Below are 26,838 nucleotides of genomic sequence, written 5' to 3'. Positions count from 1 at the left end.
TTCAACTAAGATCCACAAAAAAGCCCTTATTAGCTGTTGCTAACTAAGGGCTTTGAATTTTCAGTAGCTTAATCGCTGACTGTAATTAGTCTATTTGTTACGACGAGCTTCAACAGCGTCTGCCAGCTGGCGAAGTACTGTTTCAGTGTCTTCCCAACCAATACACGCATCAGTAACAGATTGGCCGTACGTTGCAGCTTTGCCCTCAACCAGGTCTTGGCGACCTTCAACAAGATGAGATTCAATCATCACACCAAAGATAGCTTTGTCGCCACCAGAAATTTGTGCGCTTACGTCATCAGATACGTTCATTTGACGCTTAAACTGCTTAGAGCTGTTTGCGTGGCTGAAATCGATCATCACTTTTTGTGGAAGACCAGAAGCTGCTAGCTCTTCTTTAATCTTACCAACGTGTTCTGCGCTGTAATTTGGCTCTTTGCCACCACGTAGGATGATATGACAATCAGGGTTACCTGCTGTTTCAACGATAGCTGAGTGACCGTACTTAGTTACTGATAAGAAGTGGTGAGAAGCGCTAGCAGAGCGAATAGCATCTGTTGCAATCTTGATGTTGCCATCAGTACCATTCTTAAATCCAACTGGGCAAGATAGGCCAGAAGCCAGTTCGCGGTGAACTTGAGATTCTGTAGTACGTGCGCCGATTGCACCCCAGCTGATTAGGTCAGCAACGTATTGAGGCGTGATCATGTCTAGGAATTCGCTTGCCGTTGGCATGCCCATGTCAGTTAGGTCCAGCAGTAGCTTACGTCCTAGACGAAGGCCATCATTTAGCTTGAACGTATCGTTCATGTACGGGTCATTTATTAGACCTTTCCAACCAACAGTTGTACGTGGTTTTTCAAAGTAAACACGCATTACGATTTCAAGGTTATCACCAAGTTCGTCGCGCAACACTTTCAAACGTTTACCGTACTCAAGAGCAGCTTCTGTGTCATGAATAGAACATGGGCCGACAATAACAAGCAAGCGATCATCGCTCTCTTCTAAAATATTGTGGATCGCTTTGCGGCTTTCAAAGGTTGTAGAAGAAGCAACTTCTGTCGCTGGAAACTTTTCTAAAACAGCAACAGGGGGTAATAACTCTTTTACTTTGTTAATTCTTACATCATCAGTCTGGAACATTGCTTACTTCTTCCTTTTTTCTATCCTTGAGCTGAATGTACGTTGTCTCACGTCACTTTCTATCAGCACTAATCTTCTTGTTCCCTGTAACTTAACTAGTAAAAACTCTAGTTTCAATCACTAATTAAAAATAAACGCAATTTTTTTTGTGTTTTATATTTAAAACACCCTGTATACCATTATTTACACGCTATCGATTGCGTATTTTATAGCAAGGTAAGAAGAGCCATTCTTCAAGCTACATCATGCATGTAAAATTGTGTCGAACTCAAAAACAAAAAAGCTCACGTGATCAGCGTGAGCTTTTATTTAATTACATTCTTTTCAATGGCTTGACGACACTATCAAGCCCTTCAATTTTCAGAGCAAGGCACAGTTTCAATAAATCGCCGAGTTTGCCAGACGGGAATCCCTTTTTATCAAACCACAGCAAATATTCTTCAGGTAAGTCAATCAGTGTACGACCCGCGTACTTTCCAAATGGCATCTGCATTCGAGCCAACTTAATCAGGTTCTCTTTCTCTAGCATTATTCGGTCTTTACTATGCGTCATCTATGTTGTGTAGAGTATCACCTAAACGTTCAACCCAATAGTTGATCGCGTCTTTGGCATCATCCAGCGAATCAATCATGGTTGAAAAATCTTTGTTACCCGCTTCACGGTCGATGGCTGCAAACAGTGGTGTGCCCTCTTGAGCATCACTGACCAATAACTCTACACTCGCACTCCCAACATTGGTGTGCTCACCAGTCGTGACCTTAGATATGGTTGACATCGCAAGACCAAACGGCAGAACGCTGCTCGTTACAGCTAAGAGCGGATTGGGCGTTTCAACGTTACTCAGAGCGATACTCAAGCGGAGCGTTTTTCCTGTCGGTTCATCGACGATCGTTTTATGAGGCGATATTTTATCTTCCAAGCGCGCAACCATGTGCTCAGTGAGTTCCTGAATCTCTTCCTGATCCAACGAACCTTCTTCTGCTAAAACAAAAATTTGGTCGATCACTACAGAGTCGTAATCATCTAACTTGGATTTCAAACGCTGTGCGTCACGTAGCCCAACCCTTGCCCAAACCTAGTCGACGCCTCCGTCAGGCCCAGCCTGAAAATCTTCGTAGCTGGTAAATTTAGTAGCGGTTCTAATTGGGCCGCCTGCACAACCAAGCAAGAAAATGCTGGTTGCAACAAGCAAAAGGACTTTTAAAGGGTTCATAACGCACTTAGTCAAAATTAAGGAATCTAATTAAGTATGACATACCCTATGTGAAAAGGTTGTAGAAAAAGGGGGTTAAAAATCAGAGCTAACTCTAAAATTAATCATGTTGAACAGTGTGTGCGTACTCTACAATTACCTGATTTCCTTCAATATAAGCATTTTGGATCTCACCATCAACACTCATTCTACTTTTCAGGTAGACCACTTTAGGCCCCGATTCATTGCCCTCTTTTAGCGAGGGGAATACATTCCTTGGTTCCAAATGAAGTAAACGACAAAAATGACTAATGAAAGACATGGTTAATGGCGTCTCCCCTCTTAGAGCTCTTGAGAAATCAAGCTGGTTCATGCCTAGCTTTTTTGAAAACTCCATCTGCGTAATTCGCATTCTCGATTTTTGTGACATCCACGTTTGATACAACGCGTCTCTGTCTAGTTCTGTGAATTCCATACCGGCTCCTTTATATAATTCATACCAATCAATTGTCCGGTTTTTCATACATGGCGTGTCAGGGTTCGGTTAGTGGAAACCAAAGGTTTGGTTTTGATATGGGGATAACCTTGTTTAATCTGTACAGAGCTATCAGAGCAAATAATGATCCGCCAACAAAGCAACAAACAAGATCATGAGATGATAGATGGAGAACTTAAAGGTCTTCATCGCCATATTAGGTTCATCACGATATTTAAGAACCCAAGCGTGATAAATAAAACCGCCGTTGAGAACCAAAGAAGCGCTCAAATATATCCAGCTACTCATGCCGACCAATACCGGCAATATACATACGATGCTTAGCAGCAAGGTATAGAGCAAAATAGAAGTCTTGGTGTATTCGATTCCGTGGGTCACAGGCAGCATGGGGATATTCACTTTGGCATACTCATCACGACGATGAATTGCCAACGCCCAGAAATGAGGAGGTGTCCAAATAAAGATGATCATCACCAACAACCAAGCATTTGAATGCAGTTCATTGGTAACCGCCGTCCAGCCCAACAGCGGAGGCATTGCGCCTGCGATCCCTGCGATCACAATGTTTTGTGGCGTCGCTCGTTTTAAGTACATGGTATAAATCACTGCGTAACCCAACAAGCTTGCAAAGGTTAACCAAGCGGTGAGTTGATTGACCCACACCATTAACGTGGCAAAGCCAAGTAAGCCGATACCCGCGGCAAAGCTGAACACACGCACACTACTCAGTTCACCGGATGGTAAAGGGCGTCGATTTGTTCGAGTCATCTGGCCGTCGATCTTTTTATCGATCAAGTGGTTAAACGCAGCCGCTGAACCTGCCATTAACCCTATCCCAATCATTCCGAACACAGTTTGTTGCAAAGGCAATCCATTCGGCACGGCCAAGCACATCCCAACCAATGCCGTCAGCAACATCAAAGCCACCACTTTAGGCTTGGTCAGCGTTAAATAAACTTTCCAAGTGGCTTTGTTTCTTGCAGCAATTTCGCTACTTAAAGCTATGTCATTGTTGGCTGCTATCTTATGAGTTAAGGCTGCGTCTTGAGCCACCACTTCATACTGTGTTGACGTTCTACTGACCATGATTACCTCCTTGTAATACACTGTTTTTCACCAAGCTCTGACTTGGTTTGCGTTGCCACACGACAAAATTGGTTACAACCATGCTGATGAGCAACATCGCTGCGACTAGGTTATGCAAAACCGCGACTGAAATTGGCAGATGAAACCATACATTACTGATCCCAAGACTGATTTGAGTAAACAAGACTATTGCGACAGTCACGCTCAGCTTTTGGTGAGGCGCTTGGCCAAACTTCCATAACTGGTACACGATCATCAGCACCGTTAACGTAGCCACAATAGCCCCGAACCTGTGCATGACATGGATGGTGAGCCTTGCGGGATATCCCAACACACCAAACTCATAGTTATCGTGTCCATGTTGAGCAAAATCGAACGCATTTTTGAAGTCGAGGTAGCTCATCCAGTTACCTTCACAAATAGGCAATTGGGTACACACCAAAGCGGCATAGTTTGACGATGTCCAACCACCAAGCAGTATCTGCCCAACCACAATGAGTAACCCAAACAACGCCCAAAATTTAAGTGTTGGAGAATAAGAAGCCTCGCCAAAACGGCTTTGGAATTGAGACAAACGGCAGTAGAGCAGACACAACAGTGACAGCAACGTGAAGCCCCCCATCAAATGCGCCATAACCACAACGGGCATCAACTTAAGAGTCACCGTCCACATTCCAAGCAAAGCCTGAAAAATCACAGTGGCAGAGATAAGTAACGGAAGACCAGCAGCTGTTATATTCTTTTTAATACACCAAGCAACAACGACAAAGATAAGCAGCCCTAATGTTCCTGCAAAGTAGCGGTGGATCATCTCTATCCAAGCTTTGTCTGCTTCGAGAGCTCGTTCTGGAAATTGTAGATTGGCTTGATTAACGGCTTGGGTATTCGAGGGAACGGTAATCTTTCCATAGCACCCAGGCCAGTCAGGACAGCCAAGGCCAGCATCAGACAGGCGTGTATAAGCTCCGAGAACAATCACGGTAAGGGTTAACAAGATAGTTAATCTCATCACAAGCATCAGTAAATCAGGGGCTTTATTCTGCATCACTTATCTCCCTATACTTATTCCCTTTCGCTGCTTAAGCTCAAGCATTTGCGCCATCAACTACCCAACTCGTGACAGCTTAAGTAGCTTTCTTAAATCATGAATCATACCTTTGGATTGCCCGACTAACTGCGACGGTTCCGACACGCTTTTGTACTCCATAACCAACTGTCCTAGCGGGTCAATAATGACAATGGAAGCCGGCGAAAACTCGGTGCTTAACTGATCACCACCAGCTAACAAAGATAAATCAGGCTTGTTGAGCGAACCCGACAACGAGTTACCTTCTGAGACGAAAACAACGGCGGTCACTCGCTCTTTGTTTTTCCCTAACGCTAAGTAGCTTTGATTCAAATAATGAAGCTGTTGTTCACACAAGCTTTCGCACTCCATCGGTGCGATATACCCCACAACCCAACCCTCTCCTGCCATGGGTACCGTTACGCCAAAATCCGCTAGTGTAATTCTTGGTTCTACCAATTCGCCTGAGTTAGTGACACCTGACGTATACCAATTCTGATCCAACACAGTTTTGGCGATAATGGCTGGCAAAGCGAAAATTAAAACGAGTCCGATTAATACCAAGCGTCCTTTAGTACGACGGCTTCTGAGCTCAGCCATGTTTGCCTCGGTAATTTCCCTGTTCACTTGTGCTTGAGATTTATCCATCCTTATTCCTCGTGATAGGTGTTGCTTTTAGGTACTGATAGCCAATCAACAACATCAAAAACAAAAGTACCGCAGCCATAACAAACCATTGAAATGAGTAACCAAAATGCTTCTCAGACCTCATCGCCGTTGGACGCCATAACATTTCATAGGGCCATGAATCTAAACTCTGAGGTTGGAAGACAAAGGGCAGCACTTCTTTTCCTGTATACTGTGATAACGCTGCTATGTTTAGGTTTTGGATTCTATTCGGTGTCGTATTTTCTAAACCCAACTCATGACTTAAAGGATTAATTGAGCGTGTATACAAGCGCCCTGACATTTTGGTTGGTACAGTGATACTTCCTAATTGCGGTAGTTCTCTTCTGTCATTACTTGCCGGAACAAACCCAAGATCGATCAACAACTGTTTTTCAGCCACTAAGGACTGGTTTCCATCTTCAAAGCGAACCTCACCCAACATGTAAATCACATACCCTACCGTTCCTTGGCTTATCTGGTTGTCTAACAAGAGCATCAAGCCGCTCGTATTGACTAATTCAACATCAGCCTTTAACCCGTTTAGGGTTTGAGGATTTAATGACTCTTGACCAGATAAATCCAGCTCTCGCAACTCAGAAATAACGACACCTAAAGGTTGTGACGAGAGATGTGCTCTCTCAGCTAATTGCTGTTCATAACGTAATTTCTCGTTACCACGATCGAGTTGCCACAAACCTAACTTGATTAAAGCGCCGACTGAAACCACAGTTAAAACAACCGCTATCCAAAAACCTTTACTGCGGAACTTGTGTTCATCATCAATCAATCGGTTTGGAGTTATCACTATGGCGACATCTACCTTTGTGTTGTTGTTTAAAATTGTGTTGGTCGCTTTGCTGTTCTTCATCGCTTTCAATTTGATGAAAGGTCTAATCCAAATCGCCTCAGGTAAACACAATGGTAAAAGACTGAGTCACTTCTTAGGTCGTCGAGTCATGTGGTCAGCCGTTGTCGTGCTACTTTTATTACTTGCTCTGGGATCAGGAGTGATAACTCCCAACCCTCGCCCCTATTAATCCCCTATAGGCTCAATCGTTAAAGTACATAAACAAACACAAACAGGCCCAACCAAACCACATCAACAAAGTGCCAATACCAACTGCCCGCTTGGAACGCAAAGTGGTCTTTCGGAGTGAAGTGGTCTTTCGCAACCCTTGCCAGCAACACAATCAAAAAGATCGTCCCTAAACAGACATGTAAGCCATGAAACCCAGTCAGCAAAAAGAAGGTATTACCGTAGATGCCAGACTGAAGTGTCAGCCCCATCTCTTGATAAGCGTGAAGATACTCTTCAACTTGGAAGAACAGGAAGAAGCCAGCCAGAACAATGGTTATCTCCAACCACACGATCAAAGCCATACGCTTATTTTGTTCAAGACTGATATGTGCCATGTGCAGCGTCACAGAGGAAAGCAGCAGAATAATGGTGTTCTTAAGCGGGATACCTTGCCAAGGCATGGCTTGTGTCGTTACGCCATCAGGGGTCGTCGTTAGTGGCCAAATTGATTGGAACATCGGCCACAATACTTCATGGGTCATTTCATTATTGCCCGCACCACCAATCCAAGGCACAGAAATCATTCGAGCATAGAAAAGCGCGCCAAAGAAAGCGCCAAAGAACATGATTTCGGAAAAGATGAACCAACTCATTCCTTGTCTAAAAGAACGAGAAATCTGCTCAGAATAGAGACCACTCAATGATTCTGTGATCACATTGCTAAACCAACCTGCGAGCATGTAAAGCAGCACAGCAAACCCGACTAACAACACCGCTTTGCCAAACACACCACCTGCGGCGTCGGTACCCATGTTTTGCACCGTCAAGCCAGCGCCAACCGCGACCAAAAACAGTGCTACAGCACCCACCAATGGCCAGTGGCTTTGATGTGGAACGAAATAAACTTCCTTTTTAGAACTCATCGCTCAACTCCTTATGTTGATACTGGTTCTGTAAATTCCTAGTTACTTGCGAGTACGTTAGGCTCAGATTTATTGGCCGCAGCACCCACCTCATTCGTGATATTGAATAATGTGTAAGAGAGCGTCAGCGTATGTATCGATTCTGGAATATCTGGCTCAATGTAAAATATCAAACCCATTTCTGCGCTCTTGTGCCCGTCCAATGGCTGCTGATTAAAGCAAAAGCATTCCATCTTATTGAAGTAGGTTGCCCCCATACCTGGAGAAACCGACGGTACGGCTTGGCCAACCAATGAGGCTCCAGAAAGGTTTTTGGCAATGTAGTTAGTTTGAACCACCTCACCAGGATGAACCTCTAACACTCGAACTTCAGGCGAAAACTGCCATGGCATATCTGGCTTGATGTGGGACATGAATTCGACTCGAACCGTACGAGAGTAGTCTGGCTGCATTCCCTGAGGTTGCACCGCTGAAACAGTATTAGTTTTGCCATTGATGCCTAAGGCCTCACACATGACATCGTAGAGCGGCACCAAAGCGAAACCGAAGCAAAACATCGCAACCACGCTCAACACCAAGTAGCCCGTCAGCTTTTTGGTCGATCGCTTATTAGACAGGCGCTTAGGTTGTTTTTTATCTTGATTGGGATCGCTTTGCTTATCACTCATGGTTCTGCCCTCTAATCCACTTTCGGCGGATGGGTAAAGGTGTGGTGAGGCGCAGGGCTTGGTACTGTCCATTCAAGACCTTCAGCTCTATCCCAAGGCTTACTTGGCGCAGGCTCTCCCCCTCTTACGCACTTAATCGCTAGCCATAAGAAAATTAGCTGAGACAACCCAAACGCAAAACCACCAATCGACACGACTTGGTTAACGTCAGCAAACTGAATCGCATAATCAGGAATACGACGCGGCATACCCGCTAACCCTAAAAAGTGCATCGGGAAAAACAGTACATTAACTGAAATCACCGACGTCCAGAAATGCCACAGGCTGAGCTTGTGGTCGTACATATGTCCGGTCCACTTAGGCAGCCAATAATAGGCAGCAGCCATAATCGAGAACACGGCACCGGTTACCAGAACATAATGGAAGTGAGCCACAACAAAATAAGTATCGTGGTATTGGAAATCAGCTGGCACGATAGCGAGCATCAATCCAGATAACCCGCCAATCGTAAACAAAACAATGAAGGCAATCGCAAACAGCATTGGTGTTTCAAAGGTCAAAGCACCCCGCCACATGGTCGCCACCCAGTTGAAGACTTTCACACCGGTCGGCACCGCTATCAACATGGTGCAATACATGAAGAACAGTTCGGCAAATACTGGCATACCCGTGGTGAACATGTGGTGTGCCCAAACCAAAAATGACAACAGTGCGATACTACAGGTCGCATAAACCATCGAGTGATAACCAAACAGGCGCTTACCACTGAATGCAGGGATGATGGCTGAGACAATACCAAAAGATGGCAAGATCATGATGTACACTTCGGGGTGCCCAAAGAACCAGAATATGTGCTGGAACATCACCGGGTCCCCACCACCAGCGGCATCAAAGAAGCTAGTCCCAAAATATTTGTCAGTCAGTACCATGGTCACCGCACCCGCGAGCACGGGCATCACGGCTATCAGCAAGAAAGCGGTAATTAACCATGTCCATACGAACATCGGTAGCTTGAACCAAGTCATACCCGGAGCGCGCATGTTCACTATGGTTACGATGACGTTAATCGCCCCCATGATCGAACTGATCCCCATAATATGAACTGAGAATACGAATAGCGCGGTACTGTCTGGGCCATAAGTTGTCGAGAGTGGCGCGTAGAAGGTCCAACCAAAGCTCGGGCCGCCACCCTCTGTAAACAAAGATCCGATTAAGATTAGAAACGCAAAAGGCAAGATCCAGAAACTGAGGTTGTTCATTCTCGGCAGCGCCATATCTGGTGCACCGATCATCATCGGAATCATCCAGTTAGCCAAACCCGTAAATGCAGGCATTACTGCACCGAATACCATGATTAAACCATGGACTGTAGTCATCTGATTGAAGAAATCTGGCTCAACGAGTTGCAAACCCGGTTGGAACAGCTCCGCACGGATCACCATCGCCATTGCGCCGCCCGTTAAGAACATTGCAAAGCTGAACCACAAATAAAGTGTACCAATGTCTTTATGATTGGTTGAATACAGCCAACGAGCCCAGCCTTTAGGTGCCGCATGTGAATCGTGATCATCAACAGGCAAATCATTATTGCCCAAGGTGCCTTCCGCAGAATGGCTCAGTACTTGATCTTCTGCTGGAGCCGATTTCACCGGCTTATTGATTGGTGAACTCATAACTGATCCTTAGCATCATTTTGTGCATCATCCGTTGAGCTTTCAGAACTGCCTTCTTGCTTCGCCTTATAAGCGTTGATATCTGAGGCCTGAACAATATCGCCGGTATCATTACCCCAAGCGTTTCGTTGATAAGTTACTACCGCTGCGATCTCTTTCTCGGTTAACTGATTATCGAATGCTTGCATCGCCGTACCGCCACGACCATAAACAATTGTGTCGATATGAACATCCACATCACCAAGGGCAATAGGACTTCCTTTGATGGCAGGGAATGCTCCAGGAATGCCCTCACCGTTTGCTTGGTGACAAACCGCGCATCGAGTTTTGTAAACCTCTTCACCGATGGTATTCAACTCCGCCAAGGAAAGTGACGCATCTAATGCATCTTTTGCGGCTTGTTGTTCGGCTATCGCTAACTCTTTCTGCTCCGCTAGCCATGCGTCAAACTCATCTTCTTCCATGGCATGCACCACGATCGGCATGAAACCATGGGCACGACCACACAACTCTGCACACTGCCCTCGGTAAACACCAGGCTCATCTATCTTAGTCCAAGCCTCATTAATAAAGCCCGGAATGGTATCTTTCTTAACGGCGAATGCTGGCACCCACCATGAGTGAATCACATCATCGGAAGTCATCAAGAAACGGACTTTACGGTCAACAGGCAGTACCAGCGGCTTATCAACTTCTAGCAGGTAATGCGCGCCTTTCACTTCGAGGCCTTCAATCTCTTTGTCACTGGTCGCTAGAAGGCTGAAAAATTCGACGTCTTCACCAAAATAGCTGTAATGCCATTTCCATTGTGACCCTGTGATTTTAACGGTCAGATCTGATTGGGATGTGTCTTCCATCGCTATTAAGGTTTTAGTGGCGGGTATCGCCATAGCGATAAGGATAATAATAGGAATGATGGTCCAAAGAATTTCGACTTTCGTGCTTTCGTGAAAATGGGCAGCAACTGCGCCCTTCGATTTCCTGTGCCTCAAAATCGAATAAAACATCACACCAAAAACAACAAAGGCAATCGCACAACAGATGTAGAAGATCAGCATATGAAGTTCATACACCTTACCACTGATCTCAGTGACGCCTTGAGTCATGTTGTAATCACTGCTAGCGTGCACTAAAGGCGATACTAAAAGCACAACAAAACTCTTCAAAAGCCACGCTAGCCTAACCAGTAATCTTTTCAAAAGATCTCTCCTTGTCCTTCCTAATTGGATACTTGCGACCTAAATGTCGTTGCGAGCTATATGTCATGAAGAGCTGGACAACATTCATTGTTATTCCGGCTACACATGAAAAGGCTGAATCTCAATCTACAACTCACATGGAACTAGGCTGTGAGCAGGCTACTGACCTCATATAACCCAAGAACTAATACGGTTCAAAAGCGCTGGAGGTTTCCATGAAAGATTCAAAAACGGCGAATTTGTTAAATTTTGTTATATTTATGTAAAAGGCTAGTTAGTGATATCCAATTATTCAAGGTAAGTTTACTTACTAAACAGTCAATTATTTGAAGTGGCTTAATCTACTTGCCCTCTTGCCGTTGGAATTTATTTTATATCGAGTTTTACGATTGCCTTCATGGAAATGAGAATCAATATCACTTAAATTAAATCAACGGTAAGTCATACAGACATTAATAGGTTTAGTGATTATGCAAGATGCAATGAATTGGTTAGCGAGAGACCCAGATCCAAGAACTCGTGAAGAACTTCAACACCTCATCGATGAGGGAATGGACGACGAACTTGAAGACCGCTTTACTCAACGATTAGAGTTCGGAACGGCAGGACTTAGAGGCAAAGTTGGATGCGGCCCAAATCGAATGAACCGTTTAGTCATACAGGAAACAGCAACCGGGCTCGGCCACTACTTAATCGAACATGTCGCTAATGCGACCATTCGCGGTGTGGTCGTCGGTTATGACGGCCGTTTAGATTCAAAGCAGTTCGCGATTGATACCGCTTCCGTACTCACGGCTTTAGGCATTAAGGTTTATCTAACCTCGAACGTCGCGGCGACCCCTATCGTTGCCTTTGGTATTGAGCACTTCAACGCCGCAGCTGCCGTTGTGGTGACGGCCAGCCACAACCCACCGGAATACAATGGTTTCAAAGTGTACTGGGAGAATGGCGCTCAAATCATTCCTCCTCACGATGCGGGTATTGCCGCTGAAATCGATATCGCATCGACCAAGCCGCTCCCTTTAATGAGCCTAAGTGACGCTGAGACGCAAGGTAAGTTGGTGTGGTTAACTGAAGGCTATTATCAAACGTACCGCGCTGCGATCAATCAGAGCCCATACGTGAGTGACGAGATCGAATCGGCGAACACCACCATCACCTATACCGCAATGCATGGTGTCGGCGCACAAATGGCCGAGGATCTACTTCACGATTCTGGTTTCCATAAGGTGTTCAGCGTCGCCGAGCAAAGAGAGCCCGATGGTAACTTCCCGACCGTCAACTTCCCGAATCCGGAAGAAAAAGGCGCGATGGATCTGGTGGTTAACTTAGCAAAAAGTGTCGATGCCGACATTGCTTGTGCCAACGATCCAGATGCAGACCGATTTGCGGTTGCAGTGAGAACAGATGATGGCTCATACAAAATGCTAACAGGTGACCAAGTCGGTGTGCTATTCGCTCATTATCTACTCTCAAAGCCGCATACCAAAAACCAATTAGTTGGTAACAGTATCGTATCTTCAACATTGCTTGAAAAAGTAGCTCAATCCCACGGGGCGACTTATTTCCAAACACTGACAGGCTTTAAATGGTTAGCCAATATCGGCATGCAATTAGAAGACGAAAGCAATGAGTTCTTATTCGCCTATGAAGAAGCGCTAGGCTATACGATTGGTACTCAGGTTCGAGATAAGGATGGGCTGTCTGCCATCGTTGTTTTCGCTCAACTGGTTGAGGAGCTGAAATCTCAAGGCCGAACAGTTTGGGATCTTCTTGCTCAGATATCGTTGGAACATGGTGTCCACACCAACGCACAACGCAGTATCGCGCTTCACCCAGATTCACCATCGATTGGTTCTAAGCTCCGCTCGGCACAGCCTAAAGCAATCAACGGTGTCGCTATCTCTGTAATTGAAGATTTGCAGTCTTCTTTACGCTTCGTCATTGGAGGCAATACTGAAGCCATTAACCTGCCTGCAAGTGACGTACTCATCTATCATCTCGAAGATGGTTCACGCATTATCGTAAGACCTTCCGGTACTGAGCCAAAAGTTAAGGTCTACTATGAGACGGTGACAAAATTTGAAGGGACAGAAACCTACGAAGACACTCGCCTGCGCGGTGAGAAGTACATGGAGAAACTGATTGAACAACACCAACAAGAGTTGAATTCATAGCGATTTAGCGCGTTCAACATGTAACGGTTAAATATAAAAAATGGACGCTCGTAGCGTCCATTTTTGTCTCAGCGGCTAACCACGAGAAGATGTCTGATTTGATTCGTCTACGAAGTAAAGAAAGAAGACAACATCCAGATAGCTAACACGATGAAAACTCCGCCCATGACTTTCTGTTGATAGGTACGAAACTTCGCGTTTTCTACGAGAGATTTACCAATCGTACCCACTAACGCCACCAGCAAAAAGTTAAACGTTAAGCCGAGAACATTCAGTAATAAACCCAGAACAAGCATCTGCTGACCGGAAGTCGCTTCAATATTCGTCGACACAAACTGAGGCAGAAACATCACAAAGAAAACCAACGCTTTAGGATTAAGCAGGTTACTGATTAGCGCTCTTTGATAGTAGGCTTTTGCAGCAAAATTATCGTTTAACTCCGGCGCATTACCCTGCTCTGTTCGCAGGCAATCCCAACCCATCTTCAACAAGTATGCGCCGCCTAACAAATGGAGAGCTTTAAGCGCTATTGGGCTCATTGCGATCAATGCTGATACACCCATAGCCGCTAATACTGTCAGAATGATTCCAGAAGTCGCATTACCTAGGCTTGCAAACACGCCGACCTTACGGCCATAGCTCATGCTTGAACTCGCAATCAGTAACATATCAGGGCCAGGTAAAAGAAGAAGTGCAACAACGGCAGTCAGGTAGACAGGTAAAATGGTTAAGTCGATCATGAGGGTCAGCATTGATAAAAACGGAGGCGGATTTTATATCAATTACCAACACCCTTCCAGATGCAATCAGTTGTTCGACGTTTATTTAATCGAATTAAAAACCAACATTAAGCGACAAAGCCAATTTATTAACTAAATAGAAAAGACTAATTAACTTGCTACCCATTCGATCTCAATCAATGTCGTATCGCCACACTTTAGGCGACCAAGGAAGATATCGCCTCGATGTACGGCCCCAACACCTTTTGGCGTACCTGTCATCACAACATCGCCGTCTAGTAAGGTGGTATAAGAAGACAGCTCTTCTAGGATAGTTTTTGGAGAGTAAAGCATCTGCTCAACATGTCCTTTCTGAACACGAACACAGTTAATAAACAACTCTAGGTTTAAGTCTGCAAGGTCTAAGTTATCAATTGGAACAAAGCGACTCAAGACAGCGGAACCATCAAACGCCTTGGCGCGTTCCCAAGGTAAGCCTTTCGCTTTTAAGCTACTTTGCAACTCACGCTTGGTGAGGTCTAACCCTAAGCCCACGGCTGAGTATTGGCCATTTTCAACGATAAAGCAGATTTCAGCTTCATAGTGCAGTGCTTCTTGATGAAACGAAGAAAGAGAGGAAGTCACGCTGGTGCTTGGTTTATTAAACACCACCATAGAGTCAGGGATCGCGTTGTTAAGTTCTTCAATGTGATCGACATAGTTACGCCCAACACACAGCACCTTGGTCGGTGTTGCGGTTCGTTTCGAATTCATCAATTGTTCCTGATCTACAACGCTGCTCATAGTTTGTCCCTGAACTATTCTTGGAACGCAGAGTTTACCGCATCATAAAATGAGAGTCTTCGACAAGATGGTTACTAAGATCTAAATTCTGATCTTTAGCTCAATTCGATGATTTGAAAGCGTTTATACGAAGGTCGCAATAGTGCGAAATCACCATTCAAGACAAAAGCCCAAAACGAAAAAAGCCCTCTCTAACCAAAAGGTTTGAGAGGGCTTAGCATGGTGTCTAGGACAGTATCCTAAAAGGTAAACCTAAGGAGTAAACACTATGCTAAATCAGTCTGCGACTTATAGGTAGTAACGAGCACCAAGTAGCCATTGGTCGTCAGCTTTCTCTTTGTACTCACCAGAACCTTGTAGGTCGAATTGGTAACCAGCGAAGCCTACGAACTGAGATGTGAAGTTGTATTCAGCTTGTAGAGCAGTTGTAGCAAATACTGTTTCGCTCATCTTGTCATCTTCTACAGCTTCGTAGTTAACGCTTAGGTTAAGGCTGTTAGAAAGTGCGTAAGAAGCAAGTAATTCAACTGCAACTGTCTCTTCTAAAGCAACACCAGCGCTTGAGTTCATGTAGTTATTCATAGCATAAACACCAGCTAAGAATAGACCTTCAGAACCGTAAGAACCGTAAGTAGCACTCACTACGTTAGAATCAGCAGTTTTAGAACCACCGCCAATGTTACCAAATGTAACGTCACCAGTGTTGTATGCGTAGTTTACTGTGAAATCAGCAATTGCGTAGTTCAATGCAATTTGAGCACGGTTACCGTATTTGTTTGTGTTTGTATCTGAAACTTTATCAGTCTTGCGGCCTTGCCATGCAACACCTACGTTTAGAGAACCAGCGTTACCGAAATCCACAGCGTTAGCGTAGCTCACCATCTCTTCAGCACGACCAGTACCTAGATTACCGTGATCTTCGTAGATGAAGTCATTCGCAAATGCGATTGGCATATCTGCTACACCAGCAACGTTGTAGTAAGGTGCCCATTGAGTACCTACTGCTGCACGACCGTAATCATCGTGAGAAAGGCCAACGTAACCAAGACGAGTTTTGAATGACTGATCACCACCGTCTAGCATGTTTAGCGCCCATTCACCTTTAGCATCAGCAGTAAAGCCGTTACCAAGTTCATGAGTTGCACCGAAGTTGATACGTGGAGAAACAGTTTCTACACCGATGTCGTCGCTGTTAAGGCGGTCATCGCTGTTTACATCACCAACTGCAACTGAAACGTGGCCGCCAACAGAGAATGTTGTGCCGTCTTCGTTGTAAAGTTCTACTGCAACTGCCTGTGTACCAAATACTGCACCAGAAATTGCTAGCGCTAAAAGTTTCTTATTCATTTGTCATGTCCATTATGTAACTGGGTGAGTTATTCACTAACAACCTCGTGCTTACGGAGAAGTTGTTACCTGCATTTAACAAGTAGGCAAACCCTAATATACGAATGACAAGAAAGTTGCATTAAAATATATAAAATAAAAAAAATCGCACTATAAAAAACAAAAATACCCTTTAAAACAGTTGATTAACACGACAATTGCTGGGATCTCCTTTCATTCTTTGAGATAAATACTTTGATTATTTTTGATTTTATAATCACTAAAAAAGCATTAAAAATCTAAACCCAAGGTAACTCATCAGACCATCGAGAGGCTCGCCTTTGCCTTTGAAACATTTTGTAACACGTAGAGCTCAGCTGAAATATTTAGCTTTGTGAAACAAATCCCAATATGAGCTAGGAAAAATCGTTCAATAGAAAGTTCATTAGAGAAAAACAAAAAAAGGGCAACCAATCAGCGACTGGTTGCCCTTCATAACTCATCATTGAACTCTTATTTGAAGCAAACCTCAGCCCAACGAGCTAAACCTGCAGTTACTGAACCGAAGTAATTACCACTCACAATCGGTACATTCGGCACAGCTTGTTGTACGGCTTCACGAAGTATCGGTGAACGAGCGGAACCACCCGTCATGTAGATTACATCTGGCTTTTTCTGGCCTTGTTGAATCGCTTCTTTAACCAACTCAATCATCTTAGACTTTGGTGTTTCAATCGCTTCAACCATCTGTTCGACTGAGATATCTACCTCGACCAGTTCAGAGGCAACATTAATCGCAGCACGATATTGAGGGGATTCTGCCAGCGCAATCTTGGCCTCTTCCGCTCTACGCACAATACCGTAACCCAAAGTGTCGTGATAAACCTTCATCAAACGTTCTAGCTTTTGAGGCTCTGACGCTTCTTTACGAAGTAATTTTAATGCCGCTAGGTTTTCTCTTGAATAGAAGTTCTTTTGAGCTTCAACATTATTAATCGCAATTGGGTTCCAGAATTGAGTCAGTGGCATATCAATACCCGAAATGCCTTTGCTGCCCATACCAAAAGGTGACATCAGTTGTTTGAATGCAAGATAGATATCGAGGTCATTCCCCCCTACCCTTTGCCCACTGTGTGCCAACAAGCTCTGGGTACGATCCGCTTTACCAGACCACGTTGGTCCCATTTCTAATAATGAGCAATCGGTGGTACCACCGCCAATATCAACAACCAATACTGTTTGGTTTTCAGTTAATGTGCTTTCGTAATCAAGGCCTGCGGCTACGGGCTCAAATTGAAAAGCGATATCAAGGAAACCGGCACGCTTAGCTGCGCGAGACAGTATGTCTTCAGCTTGTCTGTTCGCCTCTTCACCACCTCGACCGTGGAAGTTAATTGGTCGGCCGATAACAGCTTGCTTGATCTGCTCTTGAGTCGTGAGTTCGGCTTGATTCTTGATATTTGCCATCATGGCGCACACTAAATCTTCGAAAAAGCTCACCTGCACATCATGCAGTCCACTCGCGCCAAGGAAAGATTTAGGGGACTTAACATAATAAACATCGCGAGGGTCTTCTAAATATAAGTCCAACGCAGCCTGACCAAATGCCATGTCTTCTGGCACTAAGTCGATACTCTCTTCTCTGTTCAGCGCAATCGCACGTCGTAGTACTTGCTCACCGATCGCATCACTCGGCTTGATATTCAAGTGGCGGAATAGATGTTCAGAAACACTCTCACGAGTAGGCGCAAACACGGTTGAGGGAATATAGTGGTTGTTACCTTCTAGCGGTAACAGGCTTGGCTCTCCATTAACCATCGCCGCGACAGAACAGTTCGCTGTTCCATAATCAAATCCAATAAACATAATATCCCCCCACTCAACAAAAGGGGCGAGATGCTACATGAAAAGCCTAAAAATTACGAGGTCATTTCTAAATTTAACTGAGTAATTTCTTAGCTTAACGGCTCTTCAAGAAGAAACAAATATGCTACATTTCAGCCCAAATGAATCACAGGTTAGAGAAATGAAAACACCTTGCCGAGCGGCTTGTAAAAATAATGGCGGAATGTGTAGTGGCTGCTTTCGAACAATGGATGAAATTATAGGTTGGAAAGGCTTATCTGAAGAAGAGCAAACGTCGGTTATGGATAATCTTAGTGGCGCGAGTTCGACTCACCAATGTCCACAGTGTAATGAGCCAGCTCAATGCGATATCAGTGCGGGCAAAGAGACGTGTTGGTGTTTTGAGTTAGAAAAACGAGATACTAGCGATATTCCAAAGGCTGGAGTTTGTATGTGTCGTAAGTGCTTGTCTGCCCTGCCCGTTCAGTAGTTTAGAGCCCATTTAGTAAGTTACTGGATAGCAAGTTACTAGCCAGTTCAACATAGACAAAAAAAGCGAGAGGTTGTTTTCTCGCTTCAAAATACTGAGATTAAATTTCGACCTAATCGTTACCTGGTTAGTGTCTACTTCACTTTTGCAACCAGCGCAGGCTGAGAAAACTGGATACCATTCCAGCCATGAACCATAAAGTTACGAATATTTTGATGGTCGCTGTTCTCAGGAAAACCTAGCACGTCGTTACGATAAAATTGACCAAAACAAGCAAGTGTTTGCTCTGCTGATAGGCCTTGCTCTAAACCAAAAGCAAAAATCTTACACGAACCATTATTCTGCCCTGCAGCGTTCACTACCTGACCATTGCGAAATTCGCGCTCAGAAAAATCATAGTGAGCTTCGATCACTTGCATTGTATCTTCAAATTGCACGGCCTCTGGGGTTTCAGCCAGAGTATTCAATAAGGTTTCCAGTTCCATTTACTATTTCTCCATCAAGTATATATCTGTCAGCAGTGTATCTTGTTTTACGACAAGAGTAAGCCGTTGTTTACTTGAGATAGCGATTCACTTTTTTGTTGTACGCTGCTAATTACTTCAATGAAACTAATGACATAGTTTTATCAGGGCGTTATATTATTTTATCAAACGATTAACATTGTTCAGTAACGAATATGCATAAAGATAAAAACTTAGAACTGTTCAGATACCTAAAGCCAGGTACAAAAACAGCAGGTGTATTGGAATTTGGCCCAGACGACTCAATCCAGATCAGTACACTTTATATCGGACACAAAGAAGATCAGTACCTCATCCTAGAGCTTACGCAAAAAGCGACAGAAGCACTGACGCTGAGAAAGCTCACAAACGTTGATATTATTGTTCGTGCGATTACCGACACCGAACTTGGGCACATTGTCGCGTTCAAAACCAATGTACTGGCTCATATCACCTCTCCAGCACATCTAATCTTCCTTCGCCCACCCTCAAACTTTGCAACCAAGCCTATTCGTGAACACGAAAGGTATAAAGTACGTCTCAGCTGTGAAGTCACTTTTGATACCTTGTCGCTGGATGCCACACTAGTCGACTTTTCAGCGTCAGGGTGCGGTATCTATCTTACCCAGCAATCAGATATTGATGTCGGCTGGAAGATAAAAGTTAATTCTGACTTAAATGAGTACTTAGATGACGATCTTGTCTACAAGGTGGTAAGTAAGAAAAGGCAAAGACAAGGCTGGCTGCTAGGTATCCAATTCCCTGAACACCTAGATATGAGTGATGAGTTGAAAACGCTGCTATTGGAACAAGCCTTTGTCGCTGGCTCGATATAAAGGCAGAAAATTAGTTACTTCTCTTCAACAGACTCCATTAAAGAGCACTAAGTTAAAGCCTAGTGCTCTGTGTCATTCCAGTATGAGTTTTTGAAATGAACAAACGCTTGGTGGAGCGACTCTTCTTTAATCGGCTTTACAATCACGTAATTCGCCCCTGCGGCCATAAAGCTGTCTCTAGTTGACTCTTGAGCATCAGCGGTACACGCATAAATAGGGGCTGACACACCAATCTCACCTCTTAGCTGCTGAGTGGTTTCAACACCACCGAGATTAGGGAGTTGGTTATCCATCAAGATCAAGTCATAGGTAATCGTCTTAGCCATCTCAATCGCTTCTAAGCCATCTTTTGCCCAGGTGACGACCATGCCATATTTCTTACAGAAAGCCTGAGCAATAAAGGCGTTGGTGTGATTGTCTTCCACCAGCAACACATTCAAAGGTCGACTAAACAACGCCTCTGGCTCAACCTCAGCTTGTTGCTTAGCATCGACTAATAGCGGCTTGGCGTGTACGACTACAGGAATTTCTATCGTGAGCTCTGAGCCTTGACCTATCACGCTGCGGACTTGAATGTCCCCTTCCAGCATATCGACCAGATTTTTTACAATTGTAAGTCCTAAACCAGTGCCACCATATTCACGAGTGGTGGTCTCTTCGGCTTGAACAAAGGGTTCAAAAACAGCATCAATTTTGCTTTCATCAATACCAATGCCAGAATCTTTCACTCGAACGATCAAGCTGGCGCGATCGGAGTTAAAGATACTCTCGAGCTCAAAGCTGACGGAGATACCGCCTTGATGAGTGAATTTAAAAGCATTACTCAACAGATTAAACATGATCTGATTGAGGCGTACTTGGTCGGTATTGATTTCAATGTCATCAACCAAGTGATTCACAATGGTAAATTCGACGGATTTATCTTCACACAGCGGTCGATAGATGCTGTCTAAGGTATTAACTAACTCCCCTAAACGGAAGTCTTTCTTTTGAATATTAAACTGCCCTTGCTCAATCTTTGAGAAGTCCAAGATATCGTTAAGTACCGCCAGTAAATGTTCCGCACTATTACACAGTACATCCACCTGCTCGCGATTATCTTCATTGTGTATAGAGCGCTTGAGCAGCTGAGACACACCGAGAATACCGTTGAGCGGCGTGCGAATCTCATGACTCATCTTAGCTAAGAAGTCTGCTCGCACATTCGCAAGATGCTCAGCTTCTTCTCTTGCTCGATCAGCCTGTCTTTCCGCCTCGATTAGCTTAGTAATATCTTGCCCTTGTACCACCACTCCTGTGATGCCGTGTTCCACGCGAATAGCAGACATGTTCCAACGAAACACCTTTTCACCAATGGGTACGTTAATACCCGTCAGTTTAGAACCCTGAACCACCATTTGAATATTAGGCAGCATTCGCTGCTCAAACTCTTGGGCAATTGGACCATAATTGTCATCAGCATCGAACAACGCCATGCGAGCGGCGGGGTTCATCTGAATCAAATCGCCTTTTTCAGACCAAACTAAGATAGGCGAATGAGCAAAGTTAAAGAGATCTTGGAATTTTTGATTCTGTTCAGATAAGCGCTCAAAGGTGTCTTCAAGAGTACAACCAATATGATGAAATTCGAAAATGTTAGAGCCATCGAACTTGTTGTACTTTTCGCTAGCACTTGCCGAACGAGTAAAGTCCATTAGCTTATCAAGCTCGGCTGAGACTCTCTTTTGAATCCAAGTTCGAGCAAAAAAAGACATCAATATGATCACCACAATCACCACGATGATCGCACGCTGATAATTCTCTTCTAACGCAATGAAATTATTATTTTTTTGAACAGCTCGAATGATTAAAGGAGTTTCAACAGCATTAATCTTAATGGTTGCGATGGTAACGAAATGACGCGGCAACTGTTCGTACATTTGGTAATTGAGGATGTCAGTAATGGTGTAGCTTTCATCACCACTGAATGTCGATGTCACCGGTGTACCGTGCGCTTCAATCACGATATTTTCGCTATTACTGCCCTGTTGGATTGACTCAGCCAAAGAGAAGTTGTTGTCAAGCACAATGGCGATATAGAGTTGACCAAGGACTTCCCCAGTAGCGTTATCAACAATAGGGGTACGGCGAGCCAACAAGTGACGCTTACCTATATCTGTCCTCAGTTTAATAAAATGCCAATTACTGCTGAACGAAACCTCATCAGAAATATGCTTTAAGTTGGACTCATCCAAACCATAAAATTGACTGTTGCCGTCTTCCCAAGCCAAACCATCGTGGGTTGAGACAAAGCGTAAATCTGGTGCATGATCCGGTTCACGTTGGTCAACACCAAAGAAAAAGTAGCTCAGAGTCTCGTCATTACCCGTATCAAAGTACTCTCTGAGAGTTTCACTGTGTGAGCTACTGTCTTGATGGATTTGCAGCACCGACAAACGATAATCAAACATGTTTTGGATCAGGCTTGAGGTTTGCTGTACCGTTCGATTCGTCTCTTGCTGTACGATATTACTGCTGGTTTCATAATTATGAATAAGCACGCCAAGTGCCATCACGCCTATCACCAAAATAACGATACGCGTAATGAGTCTAGCTAAAGTGTTTCTAGGTGTACTGGCGTAACTTTTCTTCATTAGTGACCTGAGTACCTAAATGCTCGCTGTTTAAGTTCTGAAATACGTTCTGGGGAATCTTCCTTGGTGACAATTTCAAATTCACCAGAGTAAACGGTAGGCACTTCCAAACCGGCTAGATCCCACTTGATCGCCTCTGCCATTGCAATGCCTGTATCGTCGTTCATACGCATGACAGTAACATCTAGGTCGCCCCTTGCAATGGCTTCAAGTTCAGCAGAGCCGCCTCCCCAACCATTCACTAAGATGTCTTGGCCCGATTCACGAATCGCTTCCATTGCACCGAGAGCGACATCCGTTGAACATGCGTAGATAAAGTCTAGATCCTTATCGTTCTCTATGCTGATTTTAGCCGCTTGGTAGCCACTGTCTTTATTTGATTTTGTGTAAAACGAAGACTTAAGGGTAAAGTTGGTAACCGTATTCACTTCATGGATAAAAGTATCTCCACGCGCATCACTGATATAGCCTTGTGAGTAATACAAAACAGAATACTTACTGTCTGGCGGACTTACTTGTTTAAAATAGTCCGCCAGTTTTAAACTGCCTGTCGCATGGTCAAAACCCACATACATAAATGGCTGTCTATCTGCCCAAGCTCGCACTGGCGTCGTGATATTTTGAAGAATCAGTTTGGTGTCTGTAGAGGTCAACACGTGCTCGATAAACTTGCGGTGGCGCGTGGTATCTAGCGTGAAAATCAAATAATCCGTCTTGTTTTCAATCGCTTCTTGCAACGAAATACTCTGCTGCGCGAGATCGGCATTAATACGGGTAAATACTTGATTTATTTGGTAGCGGATCTTCAGCCTATCGAGACGCTTCTCAAAAGCTTGAATATTACGAACCCAGTAATCCGAGATCTGTTGGCCCGGATACACAACCGAGATCGTGATAGGTCGATCTTGAGGTCGCCTCAATGGCACAGGGTGATTTTGTACAGCCTCGACCATTTTATCGGTCAATGCTCTTTGTTCTGGAAAAGTGGAAAGATAATCTTGGTATTCCCAGTACCTATTGAGGACGTGAGTACCATGGGAAAGAGCGGACGCAGAAAATACGGCAAGTCCAAACAACATCAGTAAACGTTTCATATTTTTCTCGTTTTATATGAGCTACTTTGGCTCATTTTTTAACCTAGCATGACACCATCTCTTTGTATGGATAATGGATATTATGTAGGACAACGATGATAAATGATAGCGTCTAACACTAATTAGAACGACATTCTAAATGAGCAATATGTTAATTTGGAATGGAGATTAAGAACAACGAGTTAAATTATGATTTCAGCCCATTCACGGTAAGAGTAATTACCATTTAAATTCATAAACTTAGCTAGAGCCGATATAGCTCCTTACACTATTAAGATTTAATCAATAACAAACATTTTAGCTATGAATTATGAGACTTCGATATATTGAATTTTGTCTTTTTGCCACTCAATAATCAGTTTGAGTGATACCAGTTTTTCTTTGCGGGATTTGGGCAACTGCTTGATCGCGTATTCGGTTTTCAACGCCTCACTTTTTGAGCCAACACCAAAGCTCCAAACCAGCTTAAGTGGGCCTTTACCTTTTAAAGCTTTGGCGCCTTTACCGGTTTGATGTTGTTCAAATCGACGTTCTAGATTGTTCGTCACGCCACAATAAAGGGCATTGTGACGATTGCGGATCAAGTACACGACCCAATCCGCATTTTTATCAGCATCTGACATTTAAAGCAGTGATTCAACCAGAGCCTTAAGCTCTGCCACTTCTGCTCGTAGGCTTGCAACTTCAGACTCAAGCTCTTCAAACTTTTCACTCGTTGCAGAGGGGGCAGCCGCGCTTACTGATGCCATCGCAAACGCTTCAACGTCCACTTCACCGCTCAACAAATGCTGGTAGCGTGATTCACGTTTACCCGCTTCGCGTGGCAGCTTCACAACTAAGGCACCTGCTTCTCTTGCAGCGAGTTTGTCTAATGTTGCTTCTACTTCTTTCACATCACTAAAGTTTGCAAGGCGACCCGTTCGAGTACGAAGTTCACCGGGTGTTTGCGCACCGCGCAGTAACATACAGCAGATGATTGCACGCTCTTGCTCTGTAAATTGCAGATCGCCGAACTCAGTGTTGCAGAAACGATGCTGATACTTATTAACACGGCTATTGAAGCTGCTCTCATCACTCACCATGCGACGTCCGATTAAACCATCAACTGCATCTAAAACATCTGACTCAGAAAGAGAGAGAACAGGTTCACGGTTACTCTTTTGATTGCATGCCGTGGTTAAACTGTTCAGTGTCAGTGGGTAATGATCGGGAGTAGTGACTTCTTTCTCGATCAAACAACCGATAATTCTCGCTTCAATTGGGGAAAGTACTGTGTTCATCGTTTTTCCTTTTTATTATTTTGATAATTCCATCTCAACACCTAACAATGCAGTAACTAGTGTTCAGACAAAATTGGTACTCGTTTCTTTCTGCCCTGTTCATCAATCATTATGATCTTAGAACGGTTTAGCTCTATTTCCACGACTTCCAAATAAGTACGCTCTTGTACATACGCATCACGAAGCTTGTTTTGTTCTGCTGAAGATTCAGTGACATTGTCGTCCAATTCTTCGTTTTCCAATTGTTGTTGATTCATTTCACATTTCGTATCAATGCAGTATCTACATGGGATACTAACTTGAACGGTAAGATAAAAACAATCACACATCAGCGAGAGTGACGAATAATTAAACAACCTTACTTTTGCTTTGATCTAAAGACTGTTACATCATCAATTGATGTGCTTTAATCAGAAGCAGACAACGTATTTGACTAATAGGAAAAGGAATCTATGAGCAGCGTATTTGAAATTGTTAACCAAGCACGACGTAAGAACAAACTTAAGCGTGAACTTTTAGACAACGAAAAGAAAGTTCGTGACAACCGTAAGCGTGTCGACCTTCTTGATAACCTACTTGATTACATCAAGCCAGAGATGACCCACGACGAGATCCTAGGCATTATCAAAAATATGAAAGCTGACTACGAAGACCGTGTTGATGACCACATCATCAAGAGCGCTGAGATTTCTAAAGCTCGCCGTGACATCAGCCGTCGCATTCGTGAACTGACAGAAGAAGACAAGCAAATCCAAGGTAAGAAGTAATCTAACCTCGCTAATTTACTTGTAACAATGTTAGTAACCCACTCTTAGTAGTGGGTTTTTTTTACCTAAACTCCAGCGTCTATACTTAAGCATCTAAACCTAACCGTCTAGGCTTAAGCGTACCTAAGCAAAATGAATGAAACTCAACAGCAGTATCAAACTAAATAACGAGTGTACACTAGCGATGGAGAGACTTTATGTACGGAAGTATTCTGATTACCTTGGCGTTATCAACGACACAACCTTACCCTGAAAAATTTGAGAAACTTTATACCGAAGAAACCGAAATCACTTATGACGATCTCGTGGTCGATGTTCATGGCTACAAGGTTCCGACCCGATCAGCATTTCGAGGTTGGATGCTCCTCAATCACGCTCAAGACCAAGTGAGAGCAATCGGACAACAACTCAAGGACAATGGCGTTACTCAGAGCATGCCTCTGCATCTCGTTCTATTGCAAGGGACGGATTGGGCAATGAGTAATACAACCTTGTTTACCCTCCCAAATAAGAAACATGTGCCAAACATGATCAATACCCTGAAGTACATACAACAATATATTGAGCCTGAAATCGGTGTTGTTATACCAGTATCTGGAGAGCGAACCGATATCTACAATCAACAAGCTGGTGGTGCACTGCGAAGTAAGCACTTAGAGTTTTGTGCCTTAGACCTAGTGCCTGCAAATGACATTACTCGCGAAGATCTACACGTGAAACTTAAAAAGATTCATTCGGAATTCGGGCAAAAAAATAATGTTGGGCTTGGTTTATATTCAGGTGTTCGATTCCACATCGATACTTGTGGGTTTAGACAATGGTAAAGAAACACGATTAAGTCATAAAGACCTGCAATTCGCACGTGTCACTTAGACTCTAAAAACAAGCGAAATTACATAAGATTATGATTTTAAATGTAAATTAAAACTGGAACGCTAATTGATATTAATAACAAGTATCATAATTATTAATAGCAATTAGGAATTCAATATGAAGACGATGACTCAACGCTTTCAAACTCTGCTTTCTGTTTCAAACTTCAGTCTAGCTATCACAACCTTGCTTATGCTTCTCAGTATTATTGTTGCTTATCCAATGGCCGATCACTTCTCACTGCCAATTCAAATCGTCGCCCACATCAGCACCATCTTAGTCGCAGCCTTGCTGAACATCAGCTATGTCGGTCGTTGCCTTGCACAATACAACCTTGGATTGGAAGTTCGTTAAGTA

At 43.9% G+C, this 26,838-nt stretch carries 28 protein-coding genes and 1 pseudogene; 7 read left to right on the top strand and 22 right to left on the bottom strand.

The window, feature by feature from the left end:
* Positions 1-90: 90 nt before the first annotated feature.
* From aroG to AB4583_RS04745, 8 genes and pseudogenes are all read right to left on the bottom strand, one after another.
* The gene (gene aroG / locus AB4583_RS04780) at positions 91-1,143 is read right to left on the bottom strand and encodes a 3-deoxy-7-phosphoheptulonate synthase AroG (RefSeq protein ID WP_017061746.1); all 1,053 of its coding nucleotides are present in this window, start codon (positions 1,141-1,143) and stop codon (positions 91-93) included.
* A 313-nt stretch (positions 1,144-1,456) separates the two neighbouring features.
* Entirely contained in the window at positions 1,457-1,672 is a 216-nt protein-coding gene (locus tag AB4583_RS04775; protein ID WP_372116611.1) for a DUF3820 family protein, read from the bottom strand.
* Between the two features lie 13 nt (positions 1,673-1,685).
* Positions 1,686-2,357, bottom strand: a pseudogene (locus AB4583_RS04770) (DUF3313 domain-containing protein).
* Between the two features lie 100 nt (positions 2,358-2,457).
* A complete protein-coding gene (locus AB4583_RS04765) occupies positions 2,458-2,811 on the bottom strand; it encodes an XRE family transcriptional regulator (RefSeq protein WP_372116609.1) in 354 nt (117 codons plus the stop codon).
* Positions 2,812-2,943: 132 nt separating this feature from the next.
* A complete protein-coding gene (gene cyoE, locus AB4583_RS04760; RefSeq protein ID WP_372051143.1) occupies positions 2,944-3,918 on the bottom strand; it encodes a heme o synthase in 975 nt (324 codons plus the stop codon).
* Entirely contained in the window at positions 3,908-4,963 is a 1,056-nt protein-coding gene (locus tag AB4583_RS04755) for a heme A synthase (RefSeq protein WP_372116607.1), read from the bottom strand. Before AB4583_RS04755 ends, cyoE begins: the two co-directional genes overlap by 11 nt.
* 60 nt (positions 4,964-5,023) lie before the next feature.
* Positions 5,024-5,632 carry a hypothetical protein gene (locus AB4583_RS04750; RefSeq protein ID WP_017061753.1) on the bottom strand — a complete coding sequence of 203 codons (609 nt, stop codon included), beginning with the start codon at positions 5,630-5,632 and terminating at the stop codon, positions 5,024-5,026.
* A complete protein-coding gene (locus tag AB4583_RS04745) occupies positions 5,625-6,521 on the bottom strand; it encodes an SURF1 family protein (protein ID WP_372116605.1) in 897 nt (298 codons plus the stop codon). The genes AB4583_RS04750 and AB4583_RS04745 overlap by 8 nt, the downstream gene beginning before the upstream one ends.
* On the opposite strand from AB4583_RS04745, the gene AB4583_RS04740 reads away from it, so the two are divergent.
* A complete protein-coding gene (locus tag AB4583_RS04740) occupies positions 6,460-6,690 on the top strand; it encodes a DUF2909 family protein (protein WP_029235581.1) in 231 nt (76 codons plus the stop codon). The genes AB4583_RS04745 and AB4583_RS04740 overlap by 62 nt on opposite strands.
* A 19-nt stretch (positions 6,691-6,709) precedes the next feature.
* Here AB4583_RS04740 and AB4583_RS04735 read toward each other — a convergent pair whose 3' ends face one another.
* The 4 genes from AB4583_RS04735 to coxB are packed head-to-tail and all read right to left on the bottom strand — an operon-like array spanning position 6,710 to position 11,134.
* The gene (locus AB4583_RS04735) at positions 6,710-7,594 is read right to left on the bottom strand and encodes a cytochrome c oxidase subunit 3 (RefSeq protein WP_009845661.1); all 885 of its coding nucleotides are present in this window, start codon (positions 7,592-7,594) and stop codon (positions 6,710-6,712) included.
* Positions 7,595-7,632: 38 nt separating this feature from the next.
* Positions 7,633-8,262 carry a cytochrome c oxidase assembly protein gene (locus AB4583_RS04730; protein WP_017064839.1) on the bottom strand — a complete coding sequence of 210 codons (630 nt, stop codon included), beginning with the start codon at positions 8,260-8,262 and terminating at the stop codon, positions 7,633-7,635.
* A gap of 11 nt (positions 8,263-8,273) precedes the next feature.
* On the bottom strand, positions 8,274-9,935 hold the full coding sequence (ctaD, locus tag AB4583_RS04725; protein ID WP_017061756.1) for a cytochrome c oxidase subunit I: 1,662 nt from the start codon (positions 9,933-9,935) through the stop codon (positions 8,274-8,276).
* Positions 9,932-11,134, bottom strand: coding sequence for a cytochrome c oxidase subunit II (gene coxB / locus AB4583_RS04720; RefSeq protein WP_017061757.1), 1,203 nt, complete (start codon positions 11,132-11,134; stop codon positions 9,932-9,934). The genes ctaD and coxB overlap by 4 nt, the downstream gene beginning before the upstream one ends.
* A 470-nt stretch (positions 11,135-11,604) precedes the next feature.
* On the opposite strand from coxB, the gene AB4583_RS04715 reads away from it, so the two are divergent.
* Positions 11,605-13,311 carry a phospho-sugar mutase gene (locus AB4583_RS04715; RefSeq protein WP_372116602.1) on the top strand — a complete coding sequence of 569 codons (1,707 nt, stop codon included), beginning with the start codon at positions 11,605-11,607 and terminating at the stop codon, positions 13,309-13,311.
* Between the two features lie 107 nt (positions 13,312-13,418).
* Here the strand turns inward: AB4583_RS04715 and AB4583_RS04710 are convergent, their stop codons facing one another.
* The 4 genes from AB4583_RS04710 to yegD all read right to left on the bottom strand — a co-directional run bounded on the left by AB4583_RS04710 (position 13,419) and on the right by yegD (position 18,026).
* The gene (locus AB4583_RS04710; RefSeq protein ID WP_017064843.1) at positions 13,419-14,051 is read right to left on the bottom strand and encodes a LysE family translocator; all 633 of its coding nucleotides are present in this window, start codon (positions 14,049-14,051) and stop codon (positions 13,419-13,421) included.
* A 150-nt stretch (positions 14,052-14,201) separates the two neighbouring features.
* Positions 14,202-14,834 (bottom strand): fumarylacetoacetate hydrolase family protein, encoded by a 633-nt coding sequence (locus tag AB4583_RS04705; protein ID WP_372116600.1) that lies wholly within the window; start codon positions 14,832-14,834, stop codon positions 14,202-14,204.
* A 288-nt stretch (positions 14,835-15,122) separates the two neighbouring features.
* A complete protein-coding gene (locus AB4583_RS04700; RefSeq protein ID WP_372116598.1) occupies positions 15,123-16,181 on the bottom strand; it encodes a porin in 1,059 nt (352 codons plus the stop codon).
* A 492-nt stretch (positions 16,182-16,673) separates the two neighbouring features.
* Complete coding sequence (gene yegD / locus AB4583_RS04695) at positions 16,674-18,026, bottom strand: molecular chaperone (RefSeq protein ID WP_017064846.1); 1,353 nt, start codon at positions 18,024-18,026, stop codon at positions 16,674-16,676.
* Positions 18,027-18,186: 160 nt separating this feature from the next.
* Between yegD and AB4583_RS04690 the strand changes: the two genes are divergently transcribed.
* Positions 18,187-18,495 (top strand): DUF1289 domain-containing protein, encoded by a 309-nt coding sequence (locus AB4583_RS04690; RefSeq protein ID WP_080582242.1) that lies wholly within the window; start codon positions 18,187-18,189, stop codon positions 18,493-18,495.
* A gap of 134 nt (positions 18,496-18,629) precedes the next feature.
* On the opposite strand, the gene AB4583_RS04685 is transcribed toward AB4583_RS04690, so the two are convergent.
* Positions 18,630-18,980, bottom strand: coding sequence for a HopJ type III effector protein (locus AB4583_RS04685; RefSeq protein ID WP_017068643.1), 351 nt, complete (start codon positions 18,978-18,980; stop codon positions 18,630-18,632).
* A 194-nt stretch (positions 18,981-19,174) separates the two neighbouring features.
* Between AB4583_RS04685 and AB4583_RS04680 the strand changes: the two genes are divergently transcribed.
* Positions 19,175-19,834: a PilZ domain-containing protein gene (locus AB4583_RS04680; RefSeq protein WP_017066093.1), complete on the top strand. Its 660-nt coding sequence runs from the start codon at positions 19,175-19,177 to the stop codon at positions 19,832-19,834.
* A 59-nt stretch (positions 19,835-19,893) separates the two neighbouring features.
* On the opposite strand, the gene luxQ is transcribed toward AB4583_RS04680, so the two are convergent.
* From luxQ to AB4583_RS04655, 5 genes are all read right to left on the bottom strand, one after another.
* Complete coding sequence (gene luxQ, locus AB4583_RS04675; protein ID WP_372116596.1) at positions 19,894-22,467, bottom strand: quorum-sensing autoinducer 2 sensor kinase/phosphatase LuxQ; 2,574 nt, start codon at positions 22,465-22,467, stop codon at positions 19,894-19,896.
* Positions 22,467-23,561 carry an autoinducer 2-binding periplasmic protein LuxP gene (locus AB4583_RS04670; protein WP_372051151.1) on the bottom strand — a complete coding sequence of 365 codons (1,095 nt, stop codon included), beginning with the start codon at positions 23,559-23,561 and terminating at the stop codon, positions 22,467-22,469. Before AB4583_RS04670 ends, luxQ begins: the two co-directional genes overlap by 1 nt.
* A 308-nt stretch (positions 23,562-23,869) precedes the next feature.
* Positions 23,870-24,184: a GIY-YIG nuclease family protein gene (locus AB4583_RS04665; RefSeq protein ID WP_017061768.1), complete on the bottom strand. Its 315-nt coding sequence runs from the start codon at positions 24,182-24,184 to the stop codon at positions 23,870-23,872.
* Positions 24,185-24,841, bottom strand: coding sequence for a YceH family protein (locus AB4583_RS04660; protein WP_017061769.1), 657 nt, complete (start codon positions 24,839-24,841; stop codon positions 24,185-24,187).
* 56 nt (positions 24,842-24,897) lie between these two features.
* Positions 24,898-25,098 carry a hypothetical protein gene (locus AB4583_RS04655; RefSeq protein WP_017068647.1) on the bottom strand — a complete coding sequence of 67 codons (201 nt, stop codon included), beginning with the start codon at positions 25,096-25,098 and terminating at the stop codon, positions 24,898-24,900.
* Positions 25,099-25,293: 195 nt separating this feature from the next.
* On the opposite strand from AB4583_RS04655, the gene AB4583_RS04650 reads away from it, so the two are divergent.
* From AB4583_RS04650 to AB4583_RS04640, 3 genes are all read left to right on the top strand, one after another.
* Complete coding sequence (locus tag AB4583_RS04650) at positions 25,294-25,608, top strand: DUF496 family protein (RefSeq protein ID WP_004742367.1); 315 nt, start codon at positions 25,294-25,296, stop codon at positions 25,606-25,608.
* A 197-nt stretch (positions 25,609-25,805) separates the two neighbouring features.
* Entirely contained in the window at positions 25,806-26,432 is a 627-nt protein-coding gene (locus AB4583_RS04645) for a D-Ala-D-Ala carboxypeptidase family metallohydrolase (protein ID WP_017066096.1), read from the top strand.
* A gap of 166 nt (positions 26,433-26,598) precedes the next feature.
* Positions 26,599-26,835, top strand: a complete 237-nt coding sequence (locus AB4583_RS04640) for a hypothetical protein (protein ID WP_017061772.1) — start codon at positions 26,599-26,601, stop codon at positions 26,833-26,835.
* The last annotated feature ends 3 nt before the right edge of the window (positions 26,836-26,838 follow it).

It is taken from the genome of Vibrio sp. 10N.222.49.C12, assembly GCF_041475025.1.
Taxonomy (GTDB): domain Bacteria; phylum Pseudomonadota; class Gammaproteobacteria; order Enterobacterales; family Vibrionaceae; genus Vibrio; species Vibrio crassostreae_C.
The sequence above is the reverse complement of the archived record's forward strand: the minus strand, read 5'-3'. Positions and strand labels throughout refer to the sequence as shown.

Excerpts from the sequence above, each read along its gene's own strand:
- aroG (WP_017061746.1), bottom strand. The coding sequence starts at position 1,143 with ATGTTCCAGACTGATGATGTAAGAATTAACAAAGTAAAAGAGTTATTA.
- AB4583_RS04775 (WP_372116611.1), bottom strand. The coding sequence starts at position 1,672 with ATGCTAGAGAAAGAGAACCTGATTAAGTTGGCTCGAATGCAGATGCCA.
- AB4583_RS04765 (WP_372116609.1), bottom strand. The coding sequence starts at position 2,811 with ATGGAATTCACAGAACTAGACAGAGACGCGTTGTATCAAACGTGGATG.
- cyoE (WP_372051143.1), bottom strand. The coding sequence starts at position 3,918 with ATGGTCAGTAGAACGTCAACACAGTATGAAGTGGTGGCTCAAGACGCA.
- AB4583_RS04755 (WP_372116607.1), bottom strand. The coding sequence starts at position 4,963 with ATGCAGAATAAAGCCCCTGATTTACTGATGCTTGTGATGAGATTAACT.
- AB4583_RS04750 (WP_017061753.1), bottom strand. The coding sequence starts at position 5,632 with ATGGATAAATCTCAAGCACAAGTGAACAGGGAAATTACCGAGGCAAAC.
- AB4583_RS04740 (WP_029235581.1), top strand. The coding sequence starts at position 6,460 with ATGGCGACATCTACCTTTGTGTTGTTGTTTAAAATTGTGTTGGTCGCT.
- AB4583_RS04745 (WP_372116605.1), bottom strand. The coding sequence starts at position 6,521 with ATGAAGAACAGCAAAGCGACCAACACAATTTTAAACAACAACACAAAG.
- AB4583_RS04735 (WP_009845661.1), bottom strand. The coding sequence starts at position 7,594 with ATGAGTTCTAAAAAGGAAGTTTATTTCGTTCCACATCAAAGCCACTGG.
- AB4583_RS04730 (WP_017064839.1), bottom strand. The coding sequence starts at position 8,262 with ATGAGTGATAAGCAAAGCGATCCCAATCAAGATAAAAAACAACCTAAG.
- ctaD (WP_017061756.1), bottom strand. The coding sequence starts at position 9,935 with ATGAGTTCACCAATCAATAAGCCGGTGAAATCGGCTCCAGCAGAAGAT.
- AB4583_RS04715 (WP_372116602.1), top strand. The coding sequence starts at position 11,605 with ATGCAAGATGCAATGAATTGGTTAGCGAGAGACCCAGATCCAAGAACT.
- AB4583_RS04710 (WP_017064843.1), bottom strand. The coding sequence starts at position 14,051 with ATGATCGACTTAACCATTTTACCTGTCTACCTGACTGCCGTTGTTGCA.
- AB4583_RS04705 (WP_372116600.1), bottom strand. The coding sequence starts at position 14,834 with ATGAGCAGCGTTGTAGATCAGGAACAATTGATGAATTCGAAACGAACC.
- AB4583_RS04700 (WP_372116598.1), bottom strand. The coding sequence starts at position 16,181 with ATGAATAAGAAACTTTTAGCGCTAGCAATTTCTGGTGCAGTATTTGGT.
- yegD (WP_017064846.1), bottom strand. The coding sequence starts at position 18,026 with ATGTTTATTGGATTTGATTATGGAACAGCGAACTGTTCTGTCGCGGCG.
- AB4583_RS04690 (WP_080582242.1), top strand. The coding sequence starts at position 18,187 with ATGAAAACACCTTGCCGAGCGGCTTGTAAAAATAATGGCGGAATGTGT.
- AB4583_RS04685 (WP_017068643.1), bottom strand. The coding sequence starts at position 18,980 with ATGGAACTGGAAACCTTATTGAATACTCTGGCTGAAACCCCAGAGGCC.
- AB4583_RS04680 (WP_017066093.1), top strand. The coding sequence starts at position 19,175 with ATGCATAAAGATAAAAACTTAGAACTGTTCAGATACCTAAAGCCAGGT.
- luxQ (WP_372116596.1), bottom strand. The coding sequence starts at position 22,467 with ATGAAGAAAAGTTACGCCAGTACACCTAGAAACACTTTAGCTAGACTC.
- AB4583_RS04670 (WP_372051151.1), bottom strand. The coding sequence starts at position 23,561 with ATGAAACGTTTACTGATGTTGTTTGGACTTGCCGTATTTTCTGCGTCC.
- AB4583_RS04665 (WP_017061768.1), bottom strand. The coding sequence starts at position 24,184 with ATGTCAGATGCTGATAAAAATGCGGATTGGGTCGTGTACTTGATCCGC.
- AB4583_RS04660 (WP_017061769.1), bottom strand. The coding sequence starts at position 24,841 with ATGAACACAGTACTTTCCCCAATTGAAGCGAGAATTATCGGTTGTTTG.
- AB4583_RS04655 (WP_017068647.1), bottom strand. The coding sequence starts at position 25,098 with ATGAATCAACAACAATTGGAAAACGAAGAATTGGACGACAATGTCACT.
- AB4583_RS04650 (WP_004742367.1), top strand. The coding sequence starts at position 25,294 with ATGAGCAGCGTATTTGAAATTGTTAACCAAGCACGACGTAAGAACAAA.
- AB4583_RS04645 (WP_017066096.1), top strand. The coding sequence starts at position 25,806 with ATGTACGGAAGTATTCTGATTACCTTGGCGTTATCAACGACACAACCT.
- AB4583_RS04640 (WP_017061772.1), top strand. The coding sequence starts at position 26,599 with ATGAAGACGATGACTCAACGCTTTCAAACTCTGCTTTCTGTTTCAAAC.